The following is an 18643-nucleotide window of genomic DNA, read 5'->3' as shown; positions in this document are numbered from 1 at the left end:
ACTTTTACACTTTAAGAATAAATTCATATTATTTACAATTTAAATTGAAAACGATATAGATAAAGGGGAGAGCATTATGCCACAATTAAATTATAGAGAAAACTTAAATAAGAAGTTTAAGGCTTATAATGGAGGGTTAAGAGTCTTCAAAAATTATGAGATTAATGATAATAATGTAGATATTTATTTTTCAAATATGAAAATAGCTCTTACTATATTAGAAAATGATGTAGTTAAGGTTTTTATTGGGGATAAATATGAAGAAAGTATCCCAACAAATGGAGTAATAGATAAGTTAGGAAAAGGTGAGTTTTCTATAGAAGAGGATTCAAATTTTATAATTATAAAAGGAAAGAATATTTTAACTTTTGTAAATAAAAATACAACAGAAATAAGCTTTAAAGATTTAAATGACAATACAATATGTGAGGATTTTCAGCCTAGTTTTAAAGATGAAGAAGGGCATGTGTACATATCAAAGGTTAATGATTGTTTAGCTTATTATGGGCTTGGAGAAAAAGGTGGAGATTTAAATAAAAAAGGGTGTTATACGGAAAATTTCAACACTGATGATCCAGAAACCGATGATGAATCAGTAACATATTATAAAACAATTCCATTTTATATAGCTTTAAAAGAAGAATTTACTTATGGATTGTTTTTTGACAATAGTTTTAGAAGTTACTTTGACATGGGAAAAGAGATGGGAGATAGAATATTCTTTGGAGCAATAGGTGGACAAATCCAATATTACTTCATTCCAGGTGGAAATATTAAAGAAGTAGTTACTAATTATACAACTTTAACAGGAAGAATGGAAATGCCTCCTCTTTGGAGTTTAGGATATCAACAATGTAGATTTAGTTATTTTAGTCAAGAAGAGGTTAGAGAATTAGTAAAGACTTTTGAAGAAAAAGAGATTCCATTAGATGTTGTGTATTTAGATATAGATTATATGGATGGCTTTAGAGTTATGACTTTTAAAACGCCTAACTTTGATAATGCGGCAGGCCTTATAAGTGATTTAAAAGAAAAAGGAATAAGAACTATTACAATTATTGATCCAGGCGTTAAAGTAGATGAAGAGTATGATGTATTCAAAAGGGGAAAAGAAGGAAATCATTTTACTAAGAAGTTAGATGGAGAAATGTTTATTGGAGCAGTTTGGCCAGGAGACAGTGCTTTCCCAGATTTCTCAAATAAGGAATGTAGAGAATGGTGGAAGAGTGAACTTAAGAAATTCATAAGTGAATATGAGATGGACGGAATTTGGAATGATATGAATGAACCATGTGTGTTCAATAATGATCATAAAACAATGTTAGAAACTTGTCTTCATAATAGCGATAATGGAATTATAGAACATAAAGAATTCCATAATAGATATGGATTCGAAATGAGTAGATGTTCTAAAGAAGCTCAAGAAGAATTACATCCTAATGAAAGAGGATTTTCAATGACTAGAGCTACTTATGCTGGAGGACAAAGATATTCTTCGGTTTGGACTGGAGATAATATGAGTCTTTGGAGTCAAATGAGAATGTCTATATCAATGAATGCTAACTTAGGAATTAGTGGGTTCTCTTTTGTTGGAAACGATGTTTCAGGATTTGGATTAGATTCAAGTGAAGAATTATTCATAAGATGGATGGAAATGGGACCATTTATTCCTATATTCAGGAATCATTCAAATATGTACACTAGAAGACAAGAACCTTGGGCATTTGGACAAAGAGCAGAAAAAATAGCTAAAAAATCTATTGAATTAAGATATGAACTTTTACCATATATATATAATCTATACTATTTATCTCATAAAGAGGGATTACCTATATTTAGACCAATGGTAATGGAGTACGAGAAAGATATGAATGTTTTAAATATTAGAGAGCAATTTATGCTTGGAGAAAATATGATTGTGGCTCCAGTTTTATATGAAGGTGAAAGAAATAAAACTGTTTATTTACCAAAAGGAACTTGGTTTAACTATTTTACTAAGGAAAAACTTAAAGGTGGAAAATGGTACAAGCTTCCTTGTGAGTTAGATGAAATTATTGTCTTTGTTAAGGAAGGAGCAATAATTCCTACTTATAATAAGAAATTCAGAAATGTTAAGGAAAGACCAGACAGCATACTTATTAAGGTATTTGGTGAAAATGCTAAGGGATTTCATTATAATGATGATGGACATACTATGGAATATATAGAAGGAACATATAATTATATAGATATAGAAGTGGCAAATGGAGAGGTAGAGTTAAAGTATATAAATAACAGTTATAAAGAAGAAGGGATTGAAATTGAGATAATCAAGTAGTTTTTTACCCTAGTATTGAATTTTATGAATTAAATACTAGGGTAATTTTCGTTATTTAAACTATTTAGTATAAAAAAATTCTTCTTAAGTAGGATTGTTTAGTAGAAAATTTTTGAAAGTTTTTAGAAATATGAATAAATATATTAAAAAACTTTCAAAAAATACATGTGTTTTCAAAAGAAAAACAAGAAAAAAGGAGAATATAAAAGAATTAATAAGGTAATTAATAATAAACTTTATAAATTTAGTTAGATAAAGAATTTTAACGATATTGCGTAAAATTTAATAGAGTGTTAAAATTAAAGGGTAATATTTAACGTTAAAATAATTTGTAAAAGATTTTCTATGAATTGTTTTAAAAATGGACAAGTATTTTTAAGAAGATTTATAGGGGAATTATTGTGAAAGAAACAATGAGGAGGAGAAAAGCATGGGCAACAACAACGATGGAAAGAAGCTTATGTGGTATAACCTTGGTTTAATGGCCTTCGTGTCAGTTTGGGGTTTCGGTAATATCGTAAACAACTTTGCAACTCAAGGATTAACTGTAGTAACTTCATGGATATTAATAATAGCTTTATACTTCGTACCATATGCACTTATGGTTGGAGAATTAGGTTCAACATTCAAAGACAGTAAAGGTGGAGTAAGTTCATGGATAGGTAAAACAATGGGACCTACATTAGCTTACTTAGCAGGATGGACATACTGGGTAGTACATATTCCATACCTAGCACAAAAGCCACAAGGTGTAATAATTTCTTTAGGGTGGGCAATTTTCCAAGATGGAAGTACTATAAATAACATGAATCCGTTAATTATGCAAGGATTATGTTTATTAATATTCTTATTCTTTGTATGGATTTCATCAAGAGGGGTTAATTCTTTAGGTAAGATAGGAACAGTAGCAGGAACAGCAATGTTCGTTATGTCATTACTTTATATATTGCTAGTTTTAACAGCACCAGCTATGAGGGGAACTCATATAGCTACTCCTAATATGACTTCAATTAGTACATATATACCAAAATTTGATTTTACATATTTCACAACAATAGCAATGTTAGTATTTGCAGTTGGTGGAGCAGAAAAAATATCACCATATGTAAATAACATGAAAGATCCTGTAAAGGGATTCCCAAAAGGTATGATAGCATTAGCTGTAATGGTTGCAGTAACTGCGTTACTTGGATCAGTAGCTATGGGTATGATGTTTGATGCGAACAATATTCCAGATGACTTAATGATGAATGGTGCTTATTATGCTTTCAAAGAATTAGGAAATTATTATGGAATAGGTAATACATTCTTAATTTTATATGCATTAGCAAACTTTGCGGCTCAAATATCAGCTTTAGCATTCTCAATAGATGCTCCATTAAAGGTTCTATTATCAGATACTGATGCAAGATATGTACCAAAAGCATTAACTAAGACTAATAAACATGGCGCACCAATAAATGGATACATTATGACTACAATATTAGTTGGTATATTAATAGTAGTTCCAGCTTTAGGAATTGGTGATGTTAACGCATTATTTACTTGGTTATTAAAATTAAATGCTGTTGTAATGCCAATGAGATATTTATGGGTATTCTTAGCTTACATTATGTTAAGAAAAGCTATAAAAGGAAAGTTCAAATCAGATTACAAATTTGTTAAAAATGATAAGTTTGCAATGATAATAGGAGCATGGTGTTTCGTATTTACAGCATTTGCTTGTATATTAGGTATGTTCCCAACAAATGTTCCAGCATTCTCAAAAGACTGGATATTCTTATTAGCAATGAACGTAGGTACACCATTTGTATTAATAGGTTTAGGTTTAATTTTACCTAAGATAGCTAAGAAAACTAATGGTAAAGACTATGATGATGCAGTAAGAGAAGCTGCGGCAACAAAAATGGAAAATAAATAGTTAAAATATAGGCACTCTTTTAGAGTGCCTTTTTTAATTGTATAAAAACCTAATATTTTCAAGTAAGATGGCCTAATAGTAATGACAAAAGCTATTAAATATGTTAATATGTAAAGTACAATATATTTTGATAATCAAACAAAAAGGTTAAGGAGAAATCAGAATGATAGTAGAACCAAAGTTCAGAGGTTTCATATGCACTACCTCTCATCCAACGGGATGTAAAAAGAATGTTGAAAATCAAGTAGAGTATGTAAAAGAAAAAGGTAAGATAAAGGGAGCTAAAAGAGTACTTGTTTTAGGGGCTTCAACTGGATACGGATTAGCAAGTGCTATAGTTGCTTCAGAAGCATGTGATGCTGAGGTTTTAGGCGTCGCATTTGAAAGAGAAGCTTCAGGTAAAAGAACAGCTTCAGCAGGTTGGTATAATATAGAGTCATTAAAAGAATTTGCATCAAATGAAGATAAGAAATTTATATCAGTAAATGGGGATGCTTTTTCTAATGAAGTTAAAAATGAAGTTATAGATTTAATAAAGGAAAATATAGGAAAAATAGATTTGGTTATATATTCATTAGCAGCTCCAAAAAGAAAGGATCCTGTTACAGGGGAAGTTTATAGTTCTTGCTTAAAAACTGTGGGTGAACCTTTTACTAGTAAAACTTTAGATTTCCATACAGGTGAAATCCAAGATGTTACTATCTACCCAGCTACAGAAGAAGAAATAGAGGGAACTAGAAAAGTAATGGGTGGAGAAGACTGGATGCTATGGATTAAAGCTTTAAAAGAAGCTGATGTTTTAGAAGATGGTGTTAAAACTATTGCTTATTCATATATTGGACCAGAGGTTACATATCCAATATATAGAGAAGGTACAATAGGAAGAGCTAAGAATGATTTAGAAAAAACTGCAGGAGAAATAACTGAAGTTTTAAAATCATTAAATGGAGAAGGTTATGTATCTGTGAACAAAGCTTTAGTAACTCAAGCTAGTTCAGCCATTCCAATAGTATCTTTATATATTTCAATACTTTATAAAGTTATGAAGGAAAAAGGAACTCATGAGGGTTGTATTGAGCAAATATATAGAATGTTTGAAGATCTTTATGAAGGAGAACTAAATTTAGATTCAGAAAACAGAATTAGAATAGATGATTTAGAAATGGATGAAGATGTACAAAAAGCTATTGAAGAAATATGGCCACAAATAAACAGTGAAAATATCTATGAATTAAGTGATGCAGAGGACTTTAGAAAAGAATTCTTCAAATTATTTGGATTCGGCTTAGAGGGTGTAGATTACTCACAAGAAGTAGATATAACAAGAGTTTAATAGCTATTAAAAATAGATAATTTAGAATTAGATTAAATTCTAAGAAATTATGAAAAGGCGTTGATTTAAGTAAGTTAATACTGAAGCAACACCTTTTTTGTTATATTAAAATATATTAAGCTGTTTGAAAAACTCTTTAAAAAATAATAAATAGAGCTAATAAGATTATTATTACCCCGGAAATTAGATTACTATTATCAGCTACCTTTTTATTCTTTATTGTTTTAGAGAGGTAGAAGCCAAAGGAAATAAATATTAGGGAAACAAAAAAGGTTGTTATAGTTGTAAATGGAATATTTAGTCCTGAAAGACTAGCACCTATTCCTAAACCGAAATTATTTATTGATAAAGCTATTGCAAGTGCTAGAGATTCTTTAAAATCTATAGTACCAGATTTATCTTTATCAGCTATTTCTGGGTTTTCTAATATAAATATTGGTGAAGGAGTACTGTCACTATTATTTGGCGGTAAAGCTTTTTTCTCTTTAAAATAAGAGTATATAGAATAAAAACCTATTCCTAATAAAACTAATCCACCTATAATATCACCTAACTTTAAAGGTATTGCACCTAAAAATAGTTTTCCTAATATCATGGAAATTAATGTTCCTAGAGCCGAGATAATCGCTATTACAAGGGTACTTGAAAAATTTATTTTTATGTTTTTTAAACCATATGCAAAGGAAACAACAAGTATATCTAAACTTGCAGCAACTACAAAAAGAATTATGCTTAAAAAGCTCATTTTTTTGCCTCCAAAATTTTACTGTTAATCCTAATATATTTTAATTACATATAAAATGTGACAATACTGGAGACAAAAATAGATTAATTTCTAGAAAAATAATAAGATAATTCCATTGGTGGAATTTCTATTTTATTTGTGATTTTTTTTAAGTAAAGCTTAGCTTTTTCTAATTCTTTTCCTTTAATAAGAGCTTTAAAGTGAGAAACTTCTCTTTTGCTCATATAGTTTTTAAGTATATTAAAGGCTAAGTCTAAAGAGTAGTTAAAACCTACATTATCATTGGGTTTTAAAAGAAGATTATCTATATAAATATAAAAATCTATTATGTTATTAGATAGTTTTTCAATGGTATGATGAAAGTTTTTATCATGTTGAAATAGAAGTAGTTTATAGTTTTCTACTTCTTTTATAAAAGCTTCTAAAGGTAGGATATTATTCATTTCCTTTAAAGCGTTAATACATTTAATAGAGGATATATCCTTATCTTTAACTTCTAGCATTATATCTGGATTAAAATTTTTGATATTATTATAATAATTCAAAAATTCATTTATAGAAATTGAAGAGGAGTGAGAGCCTTTCTTTTTAAACATATCTTGTTCACTATAGTGAACTTTTATATTTCCATCTAAATCTTTATTCCAAGTATTTATTACTAAGGAGTAAATTTCTTTTAAGGTGTATGAATTATCTCTGAAGCATATATTATGTAAATTATCAAATATTACAGGAATATTAATTTTATTAGCTATTTCTAATACATCATCAAGAGAAAAACTTTTTTCATCATTTTCAATAACTAAGCGCTTTTGGCAGGAAGACGAGAGCTTATTAAATCCTTGTATAAAATTTTCTTTTGCCAAAGGCTTATCTCCATAAACACCTCCTATATGAAGGATTATTTTATTTTTATAATCTAAGTTTAAGGAATCTAAGAATGCACAATGATATTCAATATCCCTTAAAGATTTTTCTAAAACATCCTTCTTAGGAGAATTTATTACTGTGTATTGCCCAGGATGCATTGAAACGCGTATATTATTTTTTTTTATGAATTTTCCTATAGTGTTTAGTTGGTCTTTAAATTCTTTTTGCCAGTTGAAATTATTTATTTCATGAGAACCTAAAGGAATTATGTCTGAACTTATTCTAAAAAGAAAAATATCGTTTTTAAAATTCCATTCTAATATTTTATATAAATCATTTAAGTTTTTATCTATGACAGAAAATAAACTAGGGTAAGAAAAGTCTTTTAAAAGTATTTTACGATTTATACGAGCATTAGTGGTTAAAGGTGTACAAGCATATCCTATTTTCATTTAATCAATCCTTTACTAAAAATATTAATTATATTTTTTACAATTAAATAAAAAATACAATAGAAAATCTCTATTTAGTTTAAACAGGTTAAGAAAATAAATAAAAACTATTTTATAAAATAACTTATACTGAAAATATTATAATTATTTTAACAAAGGTTTATAGAATCTGTTTAATTTAAGATATAATGTAAAGTCATAAATGATATGTGTAAAGTATTTTTAAATTATAAATTAAGAATTTTGTAATAATTGAGGAGGGTGTTATATGGCAAAATTATATTATGAAAAGAATACAGATTTAGATTTAATAAAGGATAAAAAAGTTGCAATAATTGGTTATGGTAGTCAATGATGTGCATATGATTTAAATCTAAAGGATAGTGGTGTTAATATAACCGTATGGTTATATTAAGAAAGTAAGTCTTTGGAAGAGACTGAAAGAGAAGGGGTAAAAGTTTTAAAGGTTAGTGATTTATTTAAAAATTGCGTTATAGTGATCTTAGTATAAGATGAAAAATAAGCAAAACTTTATAATGAAGAAGTAAAAGAAAACTTATCAAAAGGCAAAGCGTTAGCTTTTGCTCATGGATTTAATACCAATTATGGATAAATTGAAACACCAGAGTAGGTGTTCTAGAAACAACATTCAAAGATGAAACTGAAACTGATCTTTTGGGAAAATAGGTGGTATTATTTAGATGTTTTATGACCTTCAAGTAAGGCAGGATTTGAAGTATGATATGCTCCGAAAAATGCTTATTTTGAATGTTTACACAAAATGAAACTTATAGTAGATTTAATTTGTTAAGATGGATTAATCACCATAAGATATTCAATAAGTAATACTGCAGAATATGGCGATTATATGGTTAGTAAAGCAGAATAACAGACAACACTAAGAAAAAATAAAAATATTCTTAGGACAATTCAAGATGGAACTTTTGCAAAAAACTGGTTGTTAGAAAATTTACAAGGTAAATAAAAATTAAATGCTATCAGAGAAAAGAACATGAAACTGAAAAGGTTGGAAAAGAATTAAGAATAATGATGAGTTGATTATATACAATATTTTAAATTTTGGTGCAATTGATTCATAAAATAAATTGTATTTTATGAATCAATTGCTATGAAGATTTTACAAAGAATATCAACTCTAACTTATTAAGTTTATTCCACTTTAAAGTTTTTTTGATAGTTTATTAAAGAAATAACAAAAAATATATTTTACAAAATGTATAAACAACTGTTATAATGTCAAAGGTTAATTTAATTTATAGGAGTGGAATTTATGGAAAAGTATATATTTTGGGTAACAGCTATTTTTCAAGTAGGCGTATTTGCTCTAATGCTATACTATTTATTCATAGCGCTATTTGGATTTTATAAGAAAAAAGACAAAAAGGTTTTTGAACCTCAAAAGAAATTTGCAATGCTTGTAGCAGCTCATAATGAAGAAGTAGTTATAGAAAATTTAGTTGAGAGTTTAAAACATTTAGATTATCCAAAAGAATTATATGATATATTTGTTATTGCAGATAACTGTACTGATAATACTGCTAAGATTGCTAGAGCAGCAGGAGCAAATGTATTTGAGAGATTTAATAAAGAAAAAAGAGGCAAGGGATTCGCATTAGAATGGATGTTCGATAAAATATTTAAAATGGAAACTCATTACGATGGAATAGCGGTTTTCGATGCAGATAACTTAGTAGATAAAAACTTCTTAAAAGAAATGAATAATAAGATGTGTGAAGGCTTTAAGGTTGTTCAAGGATACATAGATTCTAAAAATCCTCAAGATTCATGGATAACAGAATCTTATGCAATAGCATTCACATCAGCAAACAGAATGCTTCAATTAGCTAAAAGTAATATAGGTTTATCAGCTCAAATAGGTGGAACAGGATTCGTTATAGATACTGCAACTCTTAAGAAGTTAGGATGGGGAGCAACTTGCTTAACAGAAGACTTAGAGTTCAGTTGTAAACTTATATTAAATGGAGAAAAAGTAGGTTGGGCACATGATGCTATAATATATGATGAAAAACCTTTAACTTTAAAAGCTTCATGGAATCAAAGAAAGAGATGGATGCAAGGATTTGCAGATGTAGCTACTAGATATGGAATGAAACTTTTAAAGAAATCTATAAAAGATAGAAGCTTTGTTGCTTTTGACTGTACTTTATACGTAATGCAACCATTTGTTACTTTAGCAATGGGATTAGCTGGATTATTAACATTCATACAAATAAGAGCGGTAGACGGTCTTGGAATATTCGTTGTAAGTTATTTATTTAATGCGACAGCATGGCAGTTATTCTGTGTATTCCAATTCTTATTAACACCATTTGCTTTACTATTTGATAAGAAGATGAGCGGAAAATTATTCGTAGTTTTAGGACTATATGCATGTAACGTATTTATACAACCATACTTAATAACTCAATTAGGTATATTAGATAATGTAATGTTATTAACATTATTCAATGTGGCTTATATAGGAATATTTTTAATAGGAACATTATTATTCCTAGGAAAGAGAAATTTCCAAATATTCTATAGATATTTAATTTATCCATTATATATATTAACTTGGATACCAATAACAATCCAAGGTATAATAGATAAAGATAAAAAAGAATGGTCACACACTAAACACGTTAGACAAATTGGAATATATGAAGTTTAATTATTATAAGACATCCTTTTTCGGATGTCTTATATTTTTGCCATAAAACAATGATTATGACTATAAAAAGTTGACAATATTATTAGAGAGTATTCATTTGGACACAGTATATTTTTGTATTTTAAAATCTTTTGATATAATTAATAATCGTGAAGTACTATGAAGGTTCAATAGATGGGAACAAATGTTTGACAATGTATTTTTAAAGAATTATACTATTTTAGTAAATTGAAAGGATGATATATAAATGTTTGGATTAATAAGTTGCGAGGAGATATATGGACATGAGGACGAGTATATCTTTATAGATGTTAGAAGCCAAAAGGAATCATTTCAAGAGCCTATGGTTGGAGCTATAAATATTCCTGTGCTTTTAGATGAGGAAAGAGATGTAGTCGGAACTTTATATGTTAGAGAAAGTACGGAAGCTGCGAAAGAGCAAGGAGTAGAATTTATCTCTAGAAGATTACCAGAGATATTTAAACAAGTTCAAGAGCTTTATAGAAATAAACATGGTAAGAAACTTGTTCTTTTCTGTGCAAGAGGCGGAATGAGAAGTGGAAGTTTACATTCATTACTAAATAGTTTAGGTATAAATTGTTACAAATTAGAAGGTGGATATAAATCATATAGAAGTTTTATTATTAATAAAATAGGAGAATTCTCAAAGGAAATTGATTTTATAGTGCTATATGGAAACACTGGTGTAGGAAAAACAGAAATGTTATATAAATTAGAAGAAAAAGGCTATGATGTCTTAGACTTAGAAGGATGTGCAAATCATAGAGGATCCATTTTAGGTGGTGTTGGTTTAGGTGATTGTAACACTCAAAAGAGGTTTGATGCATTGGTTTACGATAAACTTAGACACAGAAAATCTAACATTGTATTTATAGAAGGAGAAAGTAAGAGAATAGGAAGAATTTTAATTCCAGATACTTTATTTGAAAAAATGTATGAGGGCTCTAAGTTAAAAATAACTGCAGATCCTGATGTGAGAGCGGAAAGATTAGTTAAAGAATATACTGCATTTGAAAATGTAAATGAACAACTAGATGAAGCCTTAGGTGTTCTTAAAAAGCATATAAGTCCAGAAAGAGTGGAACAATATAAATGCTTGGTAGCTAAGGGAGATTATAAGCAAGTAGCCTTAGAGCTTATGGAAAAATATTATGATCCTAGATACGGAACAAGTGCAAAGAAAAAAGCTTTTAGAAATGAATTAGAGATAAATGATATAGATAATGAATTATTTAAATTAGAGGAAATATACAAAGAGATTTCAGAAGAATTAAGGGAGGATGTATATGAGCAGTAGAAATAACAATTATGATGTTACTTCTTTAACTTCTTTAGAAAAGTTAGAGCCAGTTAGAGTAAGACCAGGAATGTACATAGGTTCTACTGGAAGCAAAGGACTTCATCATTGCATATGGGAGATACTAGATAACTCTATAGATGAAATATCAAATGGATATGGAAATAAAGCTAAAGTTATTTTAAATAAAGATAAAAGTGTAACTGTAATAGATAATGGAAGAGGAATTCCTACAGGAATGCATCCAATAAAGAAAAAGACTGGTGTTGAAATGGTATTTACTGAACTTCATACAGGAGGAAAGTTTAATAACCAAAACTATAAAACATCAGGTGGTCTCCATGGTGTTGGAGCTGCAGTTGTTAATGCTTTATCAAGATGGTTAGAGGTTGAGGTAAAGCAAAACGGTAAGATATATAGAGAAAGATTTGAATATGCCTATGATAAAGAGCTTAAAAAAGATATGCCAGGAACTCCTGTAACTCAATTAGAAGTTGTAGGAAAATCAGATGAAACTGGTACAAAGGTTACTTTCTTACCGGACAGAGAAGTTTTTTCAACATCTGATTTTAAATTTGACATAATAGATGAAAGATTACAAGAACTAGCTTTCCAAAATAAAGGAATAAGATTAGAGCTTATTGATAATAGAAAAGAAGAAAGCGTATGTAAGGAATATTATTCTGAAAGAGGGCTTTTAGATTTTATAGATTATTTAAATGAAAGCAAGACACCTCTTCACCCAGTTCCTGTTTTATTTGAAGGAGAAAGAGAAGTAAACAACATACAAATGTATGGAGAAATATGTCTTCAATTTACTGATTCAACAACAGAAAATATAGTAAGTTATGTAAATAACATACCTACAACAGAGGCTGGTACTCATGAAACTGGTTTTAAAACAGGTATGACTCGTGCTTTCAAAGAATGGGCTAAAAAGCTTAATCTTGTGAAAGAAAAGGATAAGGATTTTGAAGGTGATGACTTAAGAGAAGGTATGACAGCTATTGTTAGAATAAAAATCACAAATCCTGTCTTTGAAGGACAAACAAAGACTAAGCTTGGAAACAATGAAGCTTATACAATGATGAACGATTTAGCTTATACTAAGTTTGGTAACTGGATTGAAGATAATAAAGAAGTTGCAACTATGATTATAAATAATGCTTTAGATGCAGCTGCGAGAAGAGAGAAAATTAAAAAGATTAATGATGCAGAGAGAAAAAAAATAGGAAAAGGAACAGCCCCTTTAGCAGGTAAGGTTGCTGTATGCACATTTAAAAATAAAGAAGTTAATGAGTTTATAGTAGTTGAGGGAGATTCTGCCGGTGGTTCAGCTAAACAGGCTAGAGATAGAAGATTCCAAACAATAATGCCTTCAAAGGGTAAAATAATGAATACAGAAAAGCAGAAGTTAGAAAATGTTATAGCTTCTGAGGAACTTAAAATATTCAATACTGCTATAGGTACAGGAATACTAGATAATTATAATGAAGATGATTTAAAATATGACAAAATAATAATAATGAGTGATGCTGACGTAGATGGATATCATATAAGAACTCTTTGGATGACATACATCTATAGATATATGAGGCCTCTTATAGCTAATGGTCACTTATACTTAGCACAACCACCTCTTTATAAGGTTGCAAAATCAGGAAAAGGTAAGGATAAAATACTTTATGCTTACAGTGATGATGAATTAGAGGCAGTTAAGAAGAAAATTGGAAAGGGAGCAACAATTCAAAGATTTAAGGGACTTGGAGAAATGAACCCAGATCAATTATGGGAAACAACTTTAAATCCAGAAACAAGAACTTTAGTACAAGTTACCATAGAGGATGCTGCTAAGGCAGAAAAAATGGTTTCTTTATTAATGGGTGATGTTGTTCAACCGAGAAAGAACTACATGTACAAATATGCTGAGTTCTAAAGGAGGAGATTAAATGGCTAAGAAAAATATTGAAATACCTAAGGATAATAATATTGTCAGAATGCCTCTTGAAGAGGTTATGCCTGATAACTATTTACCCTACGCAGTAGAAGTAGCTAAGGATAGAGCACTTCCAGATGTAAGGGATGGATTAAAGCCAGTACACAGAAGAATCTTATATGGAGCTTATATGTTAAAGGCTTTTCCAGATAAACCTTATTACAAATCAGCTAGAATAGTTGGAGATATACTAGGTAAATATCACCCTCATGGAGATAGTTCAGTTTATGACGCTATGGTAATTCTAGCTCAAAACTTTAGTACAAGAGCTCCTTTAATTGATGGACATGGAAACTGGGGGTCTATAGATGGAGATGGTGCAGCTGCAATGAGATATACTGAGGCTAGACTTTCAAGTATATCTATGGAGATGCTTAGAGATATAGAAAAAAATGTAGTAGATATGGTTCCTAACTATTCAGATTCAGAAATGGAACCTAAGGTTTTACCAGCTAGATATCCAAATCTTTTAGTAAACGGAACCTTTGGAATAGCTGTTGGACTTTCAACTAATATACCTCCACATAACTTAAGAGAAGTTATAGATGGTACATTAGCTTATATAGATAATAATGAAATAACTACTAAAGAACTAATGAATTATATAAAGGCACCAGATCTTCCAACTGGAGGAGTTTTAATTGGACAAAAAACTCTTTTATCTGCTTATGAAACAGGAGAAGGTAAAGTTACTTTAAGAGCAAAAGCTAATATAGAGAAGTTAGAAAATGGAAGACTAGGAATAGTTATAACAGAGTTCCCTTATAGAAGAAATAAGGCCAGAATACTTCAAACTATCTCAGATATGACTGGTGATAAGAGACATGCAAAAGCTTTAGATGGAATTGCTGATATTAGAGATGAGTCTGATAGAACTGGTATAAGAGCTGTTATAGAATTTAAGAAGGCTATTGATCACGATATGGCTGATAAGATTCTTAAATATCTTTATAAGAAAACAGATCTTCAAGGAAATATAAGCTTTAATATGGTGGCTTTAGCTGATGGAAAACCAGAAACTATGGGATTAAAAACAATAATAACTCACTACGTAAATCATCAAAAAGAAGTTGTTATAAGAAGAACAAAAAGAGAGTTAGAGGTTGCAGAAAAAAGATTCCATATAGTTGAAGGATTTATAAAAGCTATAGGAATAATGGATGAAGTTATAGCTACAATCAGAGCTTCAAAATCAAAGAAAGATGCTCATGAAAACCTAGTTGCTAAGTTTGGATTTACTGATTTACAGGCAGAAGCAATTCTAGAGTTAATGCTTTATAGATTAACTGGTTTAGAAATAAAAGTATTCCAAAAAGAGCATAAGGAATTATCAAAGAAAATAAAAGAACTTAGAAGAATTTTAGAAAATGAATCAGTTCTTTTAGGTGTTATAAAAGATGAGTTGAAAGAAGTGGCAGAAACTTATGGAGATGAGAGAAGAACAGCTTTAGTTGAGGATGAAAGCGAAGCTAAAATAGATTTAGAAGAACTTATAGTAGCTGAAGATGTTATGGTTACTCTATCCAATGAAGGATTCATAAAGAAAATACCACTTAAAACTTATAATCGTTCAAATGTTGATGAAAATGAGATTGAGTACAGAGAGGGAGATTATTTAAGATTCCTTATTAAATCAAATACTAAAGATACTTTAGCTATATTCACTGATAAAGGAACTGTTTATCAAATAAAATGTAACTCTGTAGTAGATAAAAAGTGGAAGGATAAAGGAGAAAGACTAGAAGATTTAATCAGAGGATTAAATTTAGAAGACGAAAAAATTGTTGCAATGGAATCAATTGAAAACTTCCTTCCAAATAAGTGCTTTAAATTTATAACGGCTAATGGATTAATAAAGAAAACAACTTTAGACAAGTTTGTTACAGCCTACTCAAAACTTATGGCTTTAAAACTTAAAAACGATGATTCTTTAGCAAGTGTATCTTTAATAGATTCAGAGGATGAAGAAAGATTTGTTGAGATTGAGACAACTAATGGATTAAACTTCGTTGTTTCAGAGCCAGAATTAGAGTTCACAGATAGAAATATAATGGGAGTTCAATTAGTTCCATTAAAGAGTGATAATCAAATTAAGAGCATAAGGTTTGTAGATAACTATGAATACAAAGAGTTTATTATAGGTATAAAGAAAAAAGGAAGTATAAAGACCTTCAATAATATGAATAGTAGTGCTTATGAAAAGGTCAAAGTTAATTCATTTAGGAATATAATTGCTTTTTCAAATAAAGGAAAAGTGTATAAGTTCCCATCATATCTACTTCAAAATACAGAGGAAAGCAATATTTCAGATTTAGTAGATGGATTTGAAAAAGATGAAAATATAATAAAAGTTGCTTCTATAAATGAGTTTGGAAGAATAGGCGAAGATTTATTTGTTTACTTCTTCTCAAGGGAAGGTTTAGTTAAGAAAACATCTTTAAGAGAATTCTTAGGAGAATTTAGCAATCAAGTTGCATATAAATTTAAGACTTCAAATGATGAATTAGTGAACGTAGATATCAATTTTGAGGATGCCACAATAATATTAGTGACTAAAAATGGTATGGGAATTAAATTCTCAGCTACGTCTATTAATCCAATGGGGAAAGTGGCTTCTGGAGTAACAGGAATAAGCTTAAAAGATGATAACAAAGTTATTTTTGGTAAGGCAATATCTTCAGGTGAAGGTGTTGATAGTGCAACTTTAGAGGCGTATAATGACTATAAAAAAGAATTATCTAATAATTACGAAAAACTTGTTTTAGAGTCTAAGCAAAAAGAAAAAGCTGATGTTAATATTGATGATATTAAACTGCAAAATAGAGCGGGAAGAGGAAGTAGTTTAATGATTGTAGTATTAGAAGACTATATCAAGGATGTAATTATTAAATAGGAGGTATAGTCATGAAAAAAGTATTAGTATTTTTAGCAGAAGGTTTTGAAACTATAGAAGCTTTATCTGTTGTTGATGTTTGTAATAGGGCTAATGTAACTTGTCATGCATGTAGTCTTACAGAAAACAGAGCCGTTAATAGTGCTCATGGAACAATGGTACTTTGTGATAAGTTAATATCAGATACAGATTTAGAAACATATGATGCAATAGTACTTCCAGGTGGTATGCCAGGCTCAAGAAATCTTAGAGATAATGAAAAAGTACAATCATTAATTAAAAAATATAATGAAGAAAATAAAATTGTAGCAGCAATATGTGCAGCACCAATAGCATTAGCTAAGGCTGGAATTATTGAAGGAAAAACAATTACAAGTTATCCTGGATTTAAAGAGGAACTTGGAAATGTTAATTATGTTGAAGATGAGACAGTAGTTGTTGATGGAAACATAATAACAAGTAGAGGGCCTGCAACTGCATTAGTATTTGGATTAGAAATATTAAAGCAATTAGGATATGGAAAAGAAGCAGATGAAATAAGAGAAGGAATGCTTATTAACTTTTTCTTAGAAAAAGAAAAAAATAATATTTTAATAAGATTTATTTAAGTTAAATATTGATTTTTGGCTAGTCCTTCAGACCTAACTTAATTTCACAAAGTATTTATAATTAAGATAATCTTACAGTTCTATCTAAAAATCAGCATTAATTAAAAATAACTTTAAAAAGTGTATTTCTAGTATGTAGAAATACACTTTTTTTATATTCAATAAGGTTTTATAAAAATTAATTATATATGTTAAAATATAATGAGATTTAGAGTGAATGAAAATATTTTTATTATAGATAGTAGAGTTTTTATTTAAAATATTATTTTGGAGTGATGATATGAAGAGGATAACTTTAGATAACGGAGTTAGATTATTATATAAGTTTAAAGACATAGAACATACATCTTTTTGTATAAGTTTAGAAAGTGGAGCTAATTCGGAGAGAAAAGACGAAATTGGTATGGCTCATGCTTTAGAGCACATTTTGTTTAAAGGTACTAAAGAACTTAAAGAAGATGAAATAAATGAAAAGTTAGATGATTTATTTGGCTTCAGTAATGCTATGACTAATTTTCCATATGTCATTTATTATGGTACTACTGCTAAGGAAGATTTTGAAGAAGGATTTTCTTTATATACGGATATAGTGCTACATCCGGCCTTTGAGAAAAGTGGATTTTCAGAAGAGTTAAATGTTATAAAACAAGAAAGTGATGAGTGGAAAGAGGATTTAGAGCAACATGTCGAGGATATTGCTTTAATGAATGGATTATCAGAGGAGAGAATAGGAAATTTAATAATAGGAGAGAAGAAACACATAGAAAAAATAAACTTACAGAAATTAAAAGATTTTTATAATAGAAATTATGTTAGTGAGAATATGGTTGTTTCAGTTGTTACTTCACTGCCTATAGAAAAGGTGAAAGAAATAGTAGAAAAAAACTTTAGTAAGGCTAGAGAGGGAAGAGTTTTTAAAGAACATGTAAAAAGAAATATGGAATGTGAGGTTTTCACTGAAAAAATAGAAGGAAACAGTGGTTCTAAGATATGTTGTTTATTTGATATAGATTCATTAAGTATGGAGGAAGTTACCATGCTTAAAATATTTAATCTTTGGTTTGGTGAAGGAGTTAGTTCTGTATTATATGATGAGATTAGAACTAAAAATGGACTTGCCTATGAAGTCTATAGTGAAGTTAAATATGAAAAAGGAATAAGATTATTTAAAATTTATTTAGGAACTTCAAAGGATAAGGAGGAGCAAGCTTTAGAATTAATTAAAAAGTGTATATCAAAGGCTAAAGATATAGAAAATTACTTGGATAAAGGTAGTTTAAATAAACTAATAAAGAGATTTAAGCTTAAAAATTCATTGGATCTAGAAAAAAGTATAGTTATGGCAAATAGAATGTCTATATATGAAACTATGTTTAATAAGGGAGACTATATTTTTAAAGAGTTAAGCTTAATTGAGAATTTAAATTTAAAAGATATGAAAAATTTAATAGAAAGAGTTTTAAAAAAATCCATTGTGCAAATAATTAATTAAGGGGTG

At 29.0% G+C, this 18643-nt stretch carries 11 protein-coding genes and 1 pseudogene; 10 read left to right on the top strand and 2 right to left on the bottom strand.

The window, feature by feature from the left end:
- Nucleotides 1-76 precede the first annotated feature (76 nt).
- From OIF33_RS04825 to fabV, 3 genes are all read left to right on the top strand, one after another.
- Complete coding sequence (locus OIF33_RS04825) at nt 77-2317, top strand: TIM-barrel domain-containing protein (RefSeq protein ID WP_322503087.1); 2241 nt, start codon at nt 77-79, stop codon at nt 2315-2317.
- Between the two features lie 430 nt (nt 2318-2747).
- Nucleotides 2748-4238 carry an amino acid permease gene (locus OIF33_RS04820; protein ID WP_322503086.1) on the top strand — a complete coding sequence of 497 codons (1491 nt, stop codon included), beginning with the start codon at nt 2748-2750 and terminating at the stop codon, nt 4236-4238.
- Between the two features lie 163 nt (nt 4239-4401).
- A complete protein-coding gene (gene fabV, locus OIF33_RS04815) occupies nt 4402-5571 on the top strand; it encodes an enoyl-ACP reductase FabV (RefSeq protein ID WP_322503085.1) in 1170 nt (389 codons plus the stop codon).
- A 136-nt stretch (nt 5572-5707) separates the two neighbouring features.
- Here the strand turns inward: fabV and ytaF are convergent, their stop codons facing one another.
- Complete coding sequence (ytaF, locus tag OIF33_RS04810) at nt 5708-6316, bottom strand: sporulation membrane protein YtaF (RefSeq protein WP_322503084.1); 609 nt, start codon at nt 6314-6316, stop codon at nt 5708-5710.
- A gap of 83 nt (nt 6317-6399) precedes the next feature.
- Nucleotides 6400-7638 (bottom strand): UV DNA damage repair endonuclease UvsE, encoded by a 1239-nt coding sequence (uvsE, locus tag OIF33_RS04805; protein ID WP_322503083.1) that lies wholly within the window; start codon nt 7636-7638, stop codon nt 6400-6402.
- Between the two features lie 268 nt (nt 7639-7906).
- Between uvsE and OIF33_RS04800 the strand changes: the two are divergent.
- The 7 genes and pseudogenes from OIF33_RS04800 (at nt 7907) to OIF33_RS04770 (ending at nt 18637) form a co-directional block, all read left to right on the top strand.
- Nucleotides 7907-8697, top strand: a pseudogene (locus tag OIF33_RS04800) (ketol-acid reductoisomerase).
- Between the two features lie 232 nt (nt 8698-8929).
- Nucleotides 8930-10330: a glycosyltransferase family 2 protein gene (locus OIF33_RS04795; RefSeq protein WP_322503082.1), complete on the top strand. Its 1401-nt coding sequence runs from the start codon at nt 8930-8932 to the stop codon at nt 10328-10330.
- Between the two features lie 247 nt (nt 10331-10577).
- Complete coding sequence (gene mnmH / locus OIF33_RS04790) at nt 10578-11648, top strand: tRNA 2-selenouridine(34) synthase MnmH (protein WP_322503081.1); 1071 nt, start codon at nt 10578-10580, stop codon at nt 11646-11648.
- A complete protein-coding gene (locus OIF33_RS04785; RefSeq protein WP_322503080.1) occupies nt 11638-13584 on the top strand; it encodes a DNA topoisomerase IV subunit B in 1947 nt (648 codons plus the stop codon). Before mnmH ends, OIF33_RS04785 begins: the two co-directional genes overlap by 11 nt.
- Nucleotides 13585-13597: 13 nt before the next feature.
- On the top strand, nt 13598-16537 hold the full coding sequence (locus OIF33_RS04780; protein ID WP_322503079.1) for a DNA topoisomerase IV subunit A: 2940 nt from the start codon (nt 13598-13600) through the stop codon (nt 16535-16537).
- 11 nt (nt 16538-16548) lie between these two features.
- Nucleotides 16549-17145, top strand: coding sequence for a DJ-1 family glyoxalase III (locus OIF33_RS04775; RefSeq protein ID WP_322503078.1), 597 nt, complete (start codon nt 16549-16551; stop codon nt 17143-17145).
- Between the two features lie 280 nt (nt 17146-17425).
- Nucleotides 17426-18637, top strand: a complete 1212-nt coding sequence (locus OIF33_RS04770; protein WP_322503077.1) for a pitrilysin family protein — start codon at nt 17426-17428, stop codon at nt 18635-18637.
- Nucleotides 18638-18643 lie beyond the last annotated feature (6 nt).

The organism is Clostridium sp. LIBA-8841, assembly GCF_034439435.1.
Taxonomy (GTDB): Bacteria; Bacillota; Clostridia; order Clostridiales; family Clostridiaceae; genus Sarcina.
This window is presented reverse-complemented; position numbering and strand designations above follow the sequence as displayed.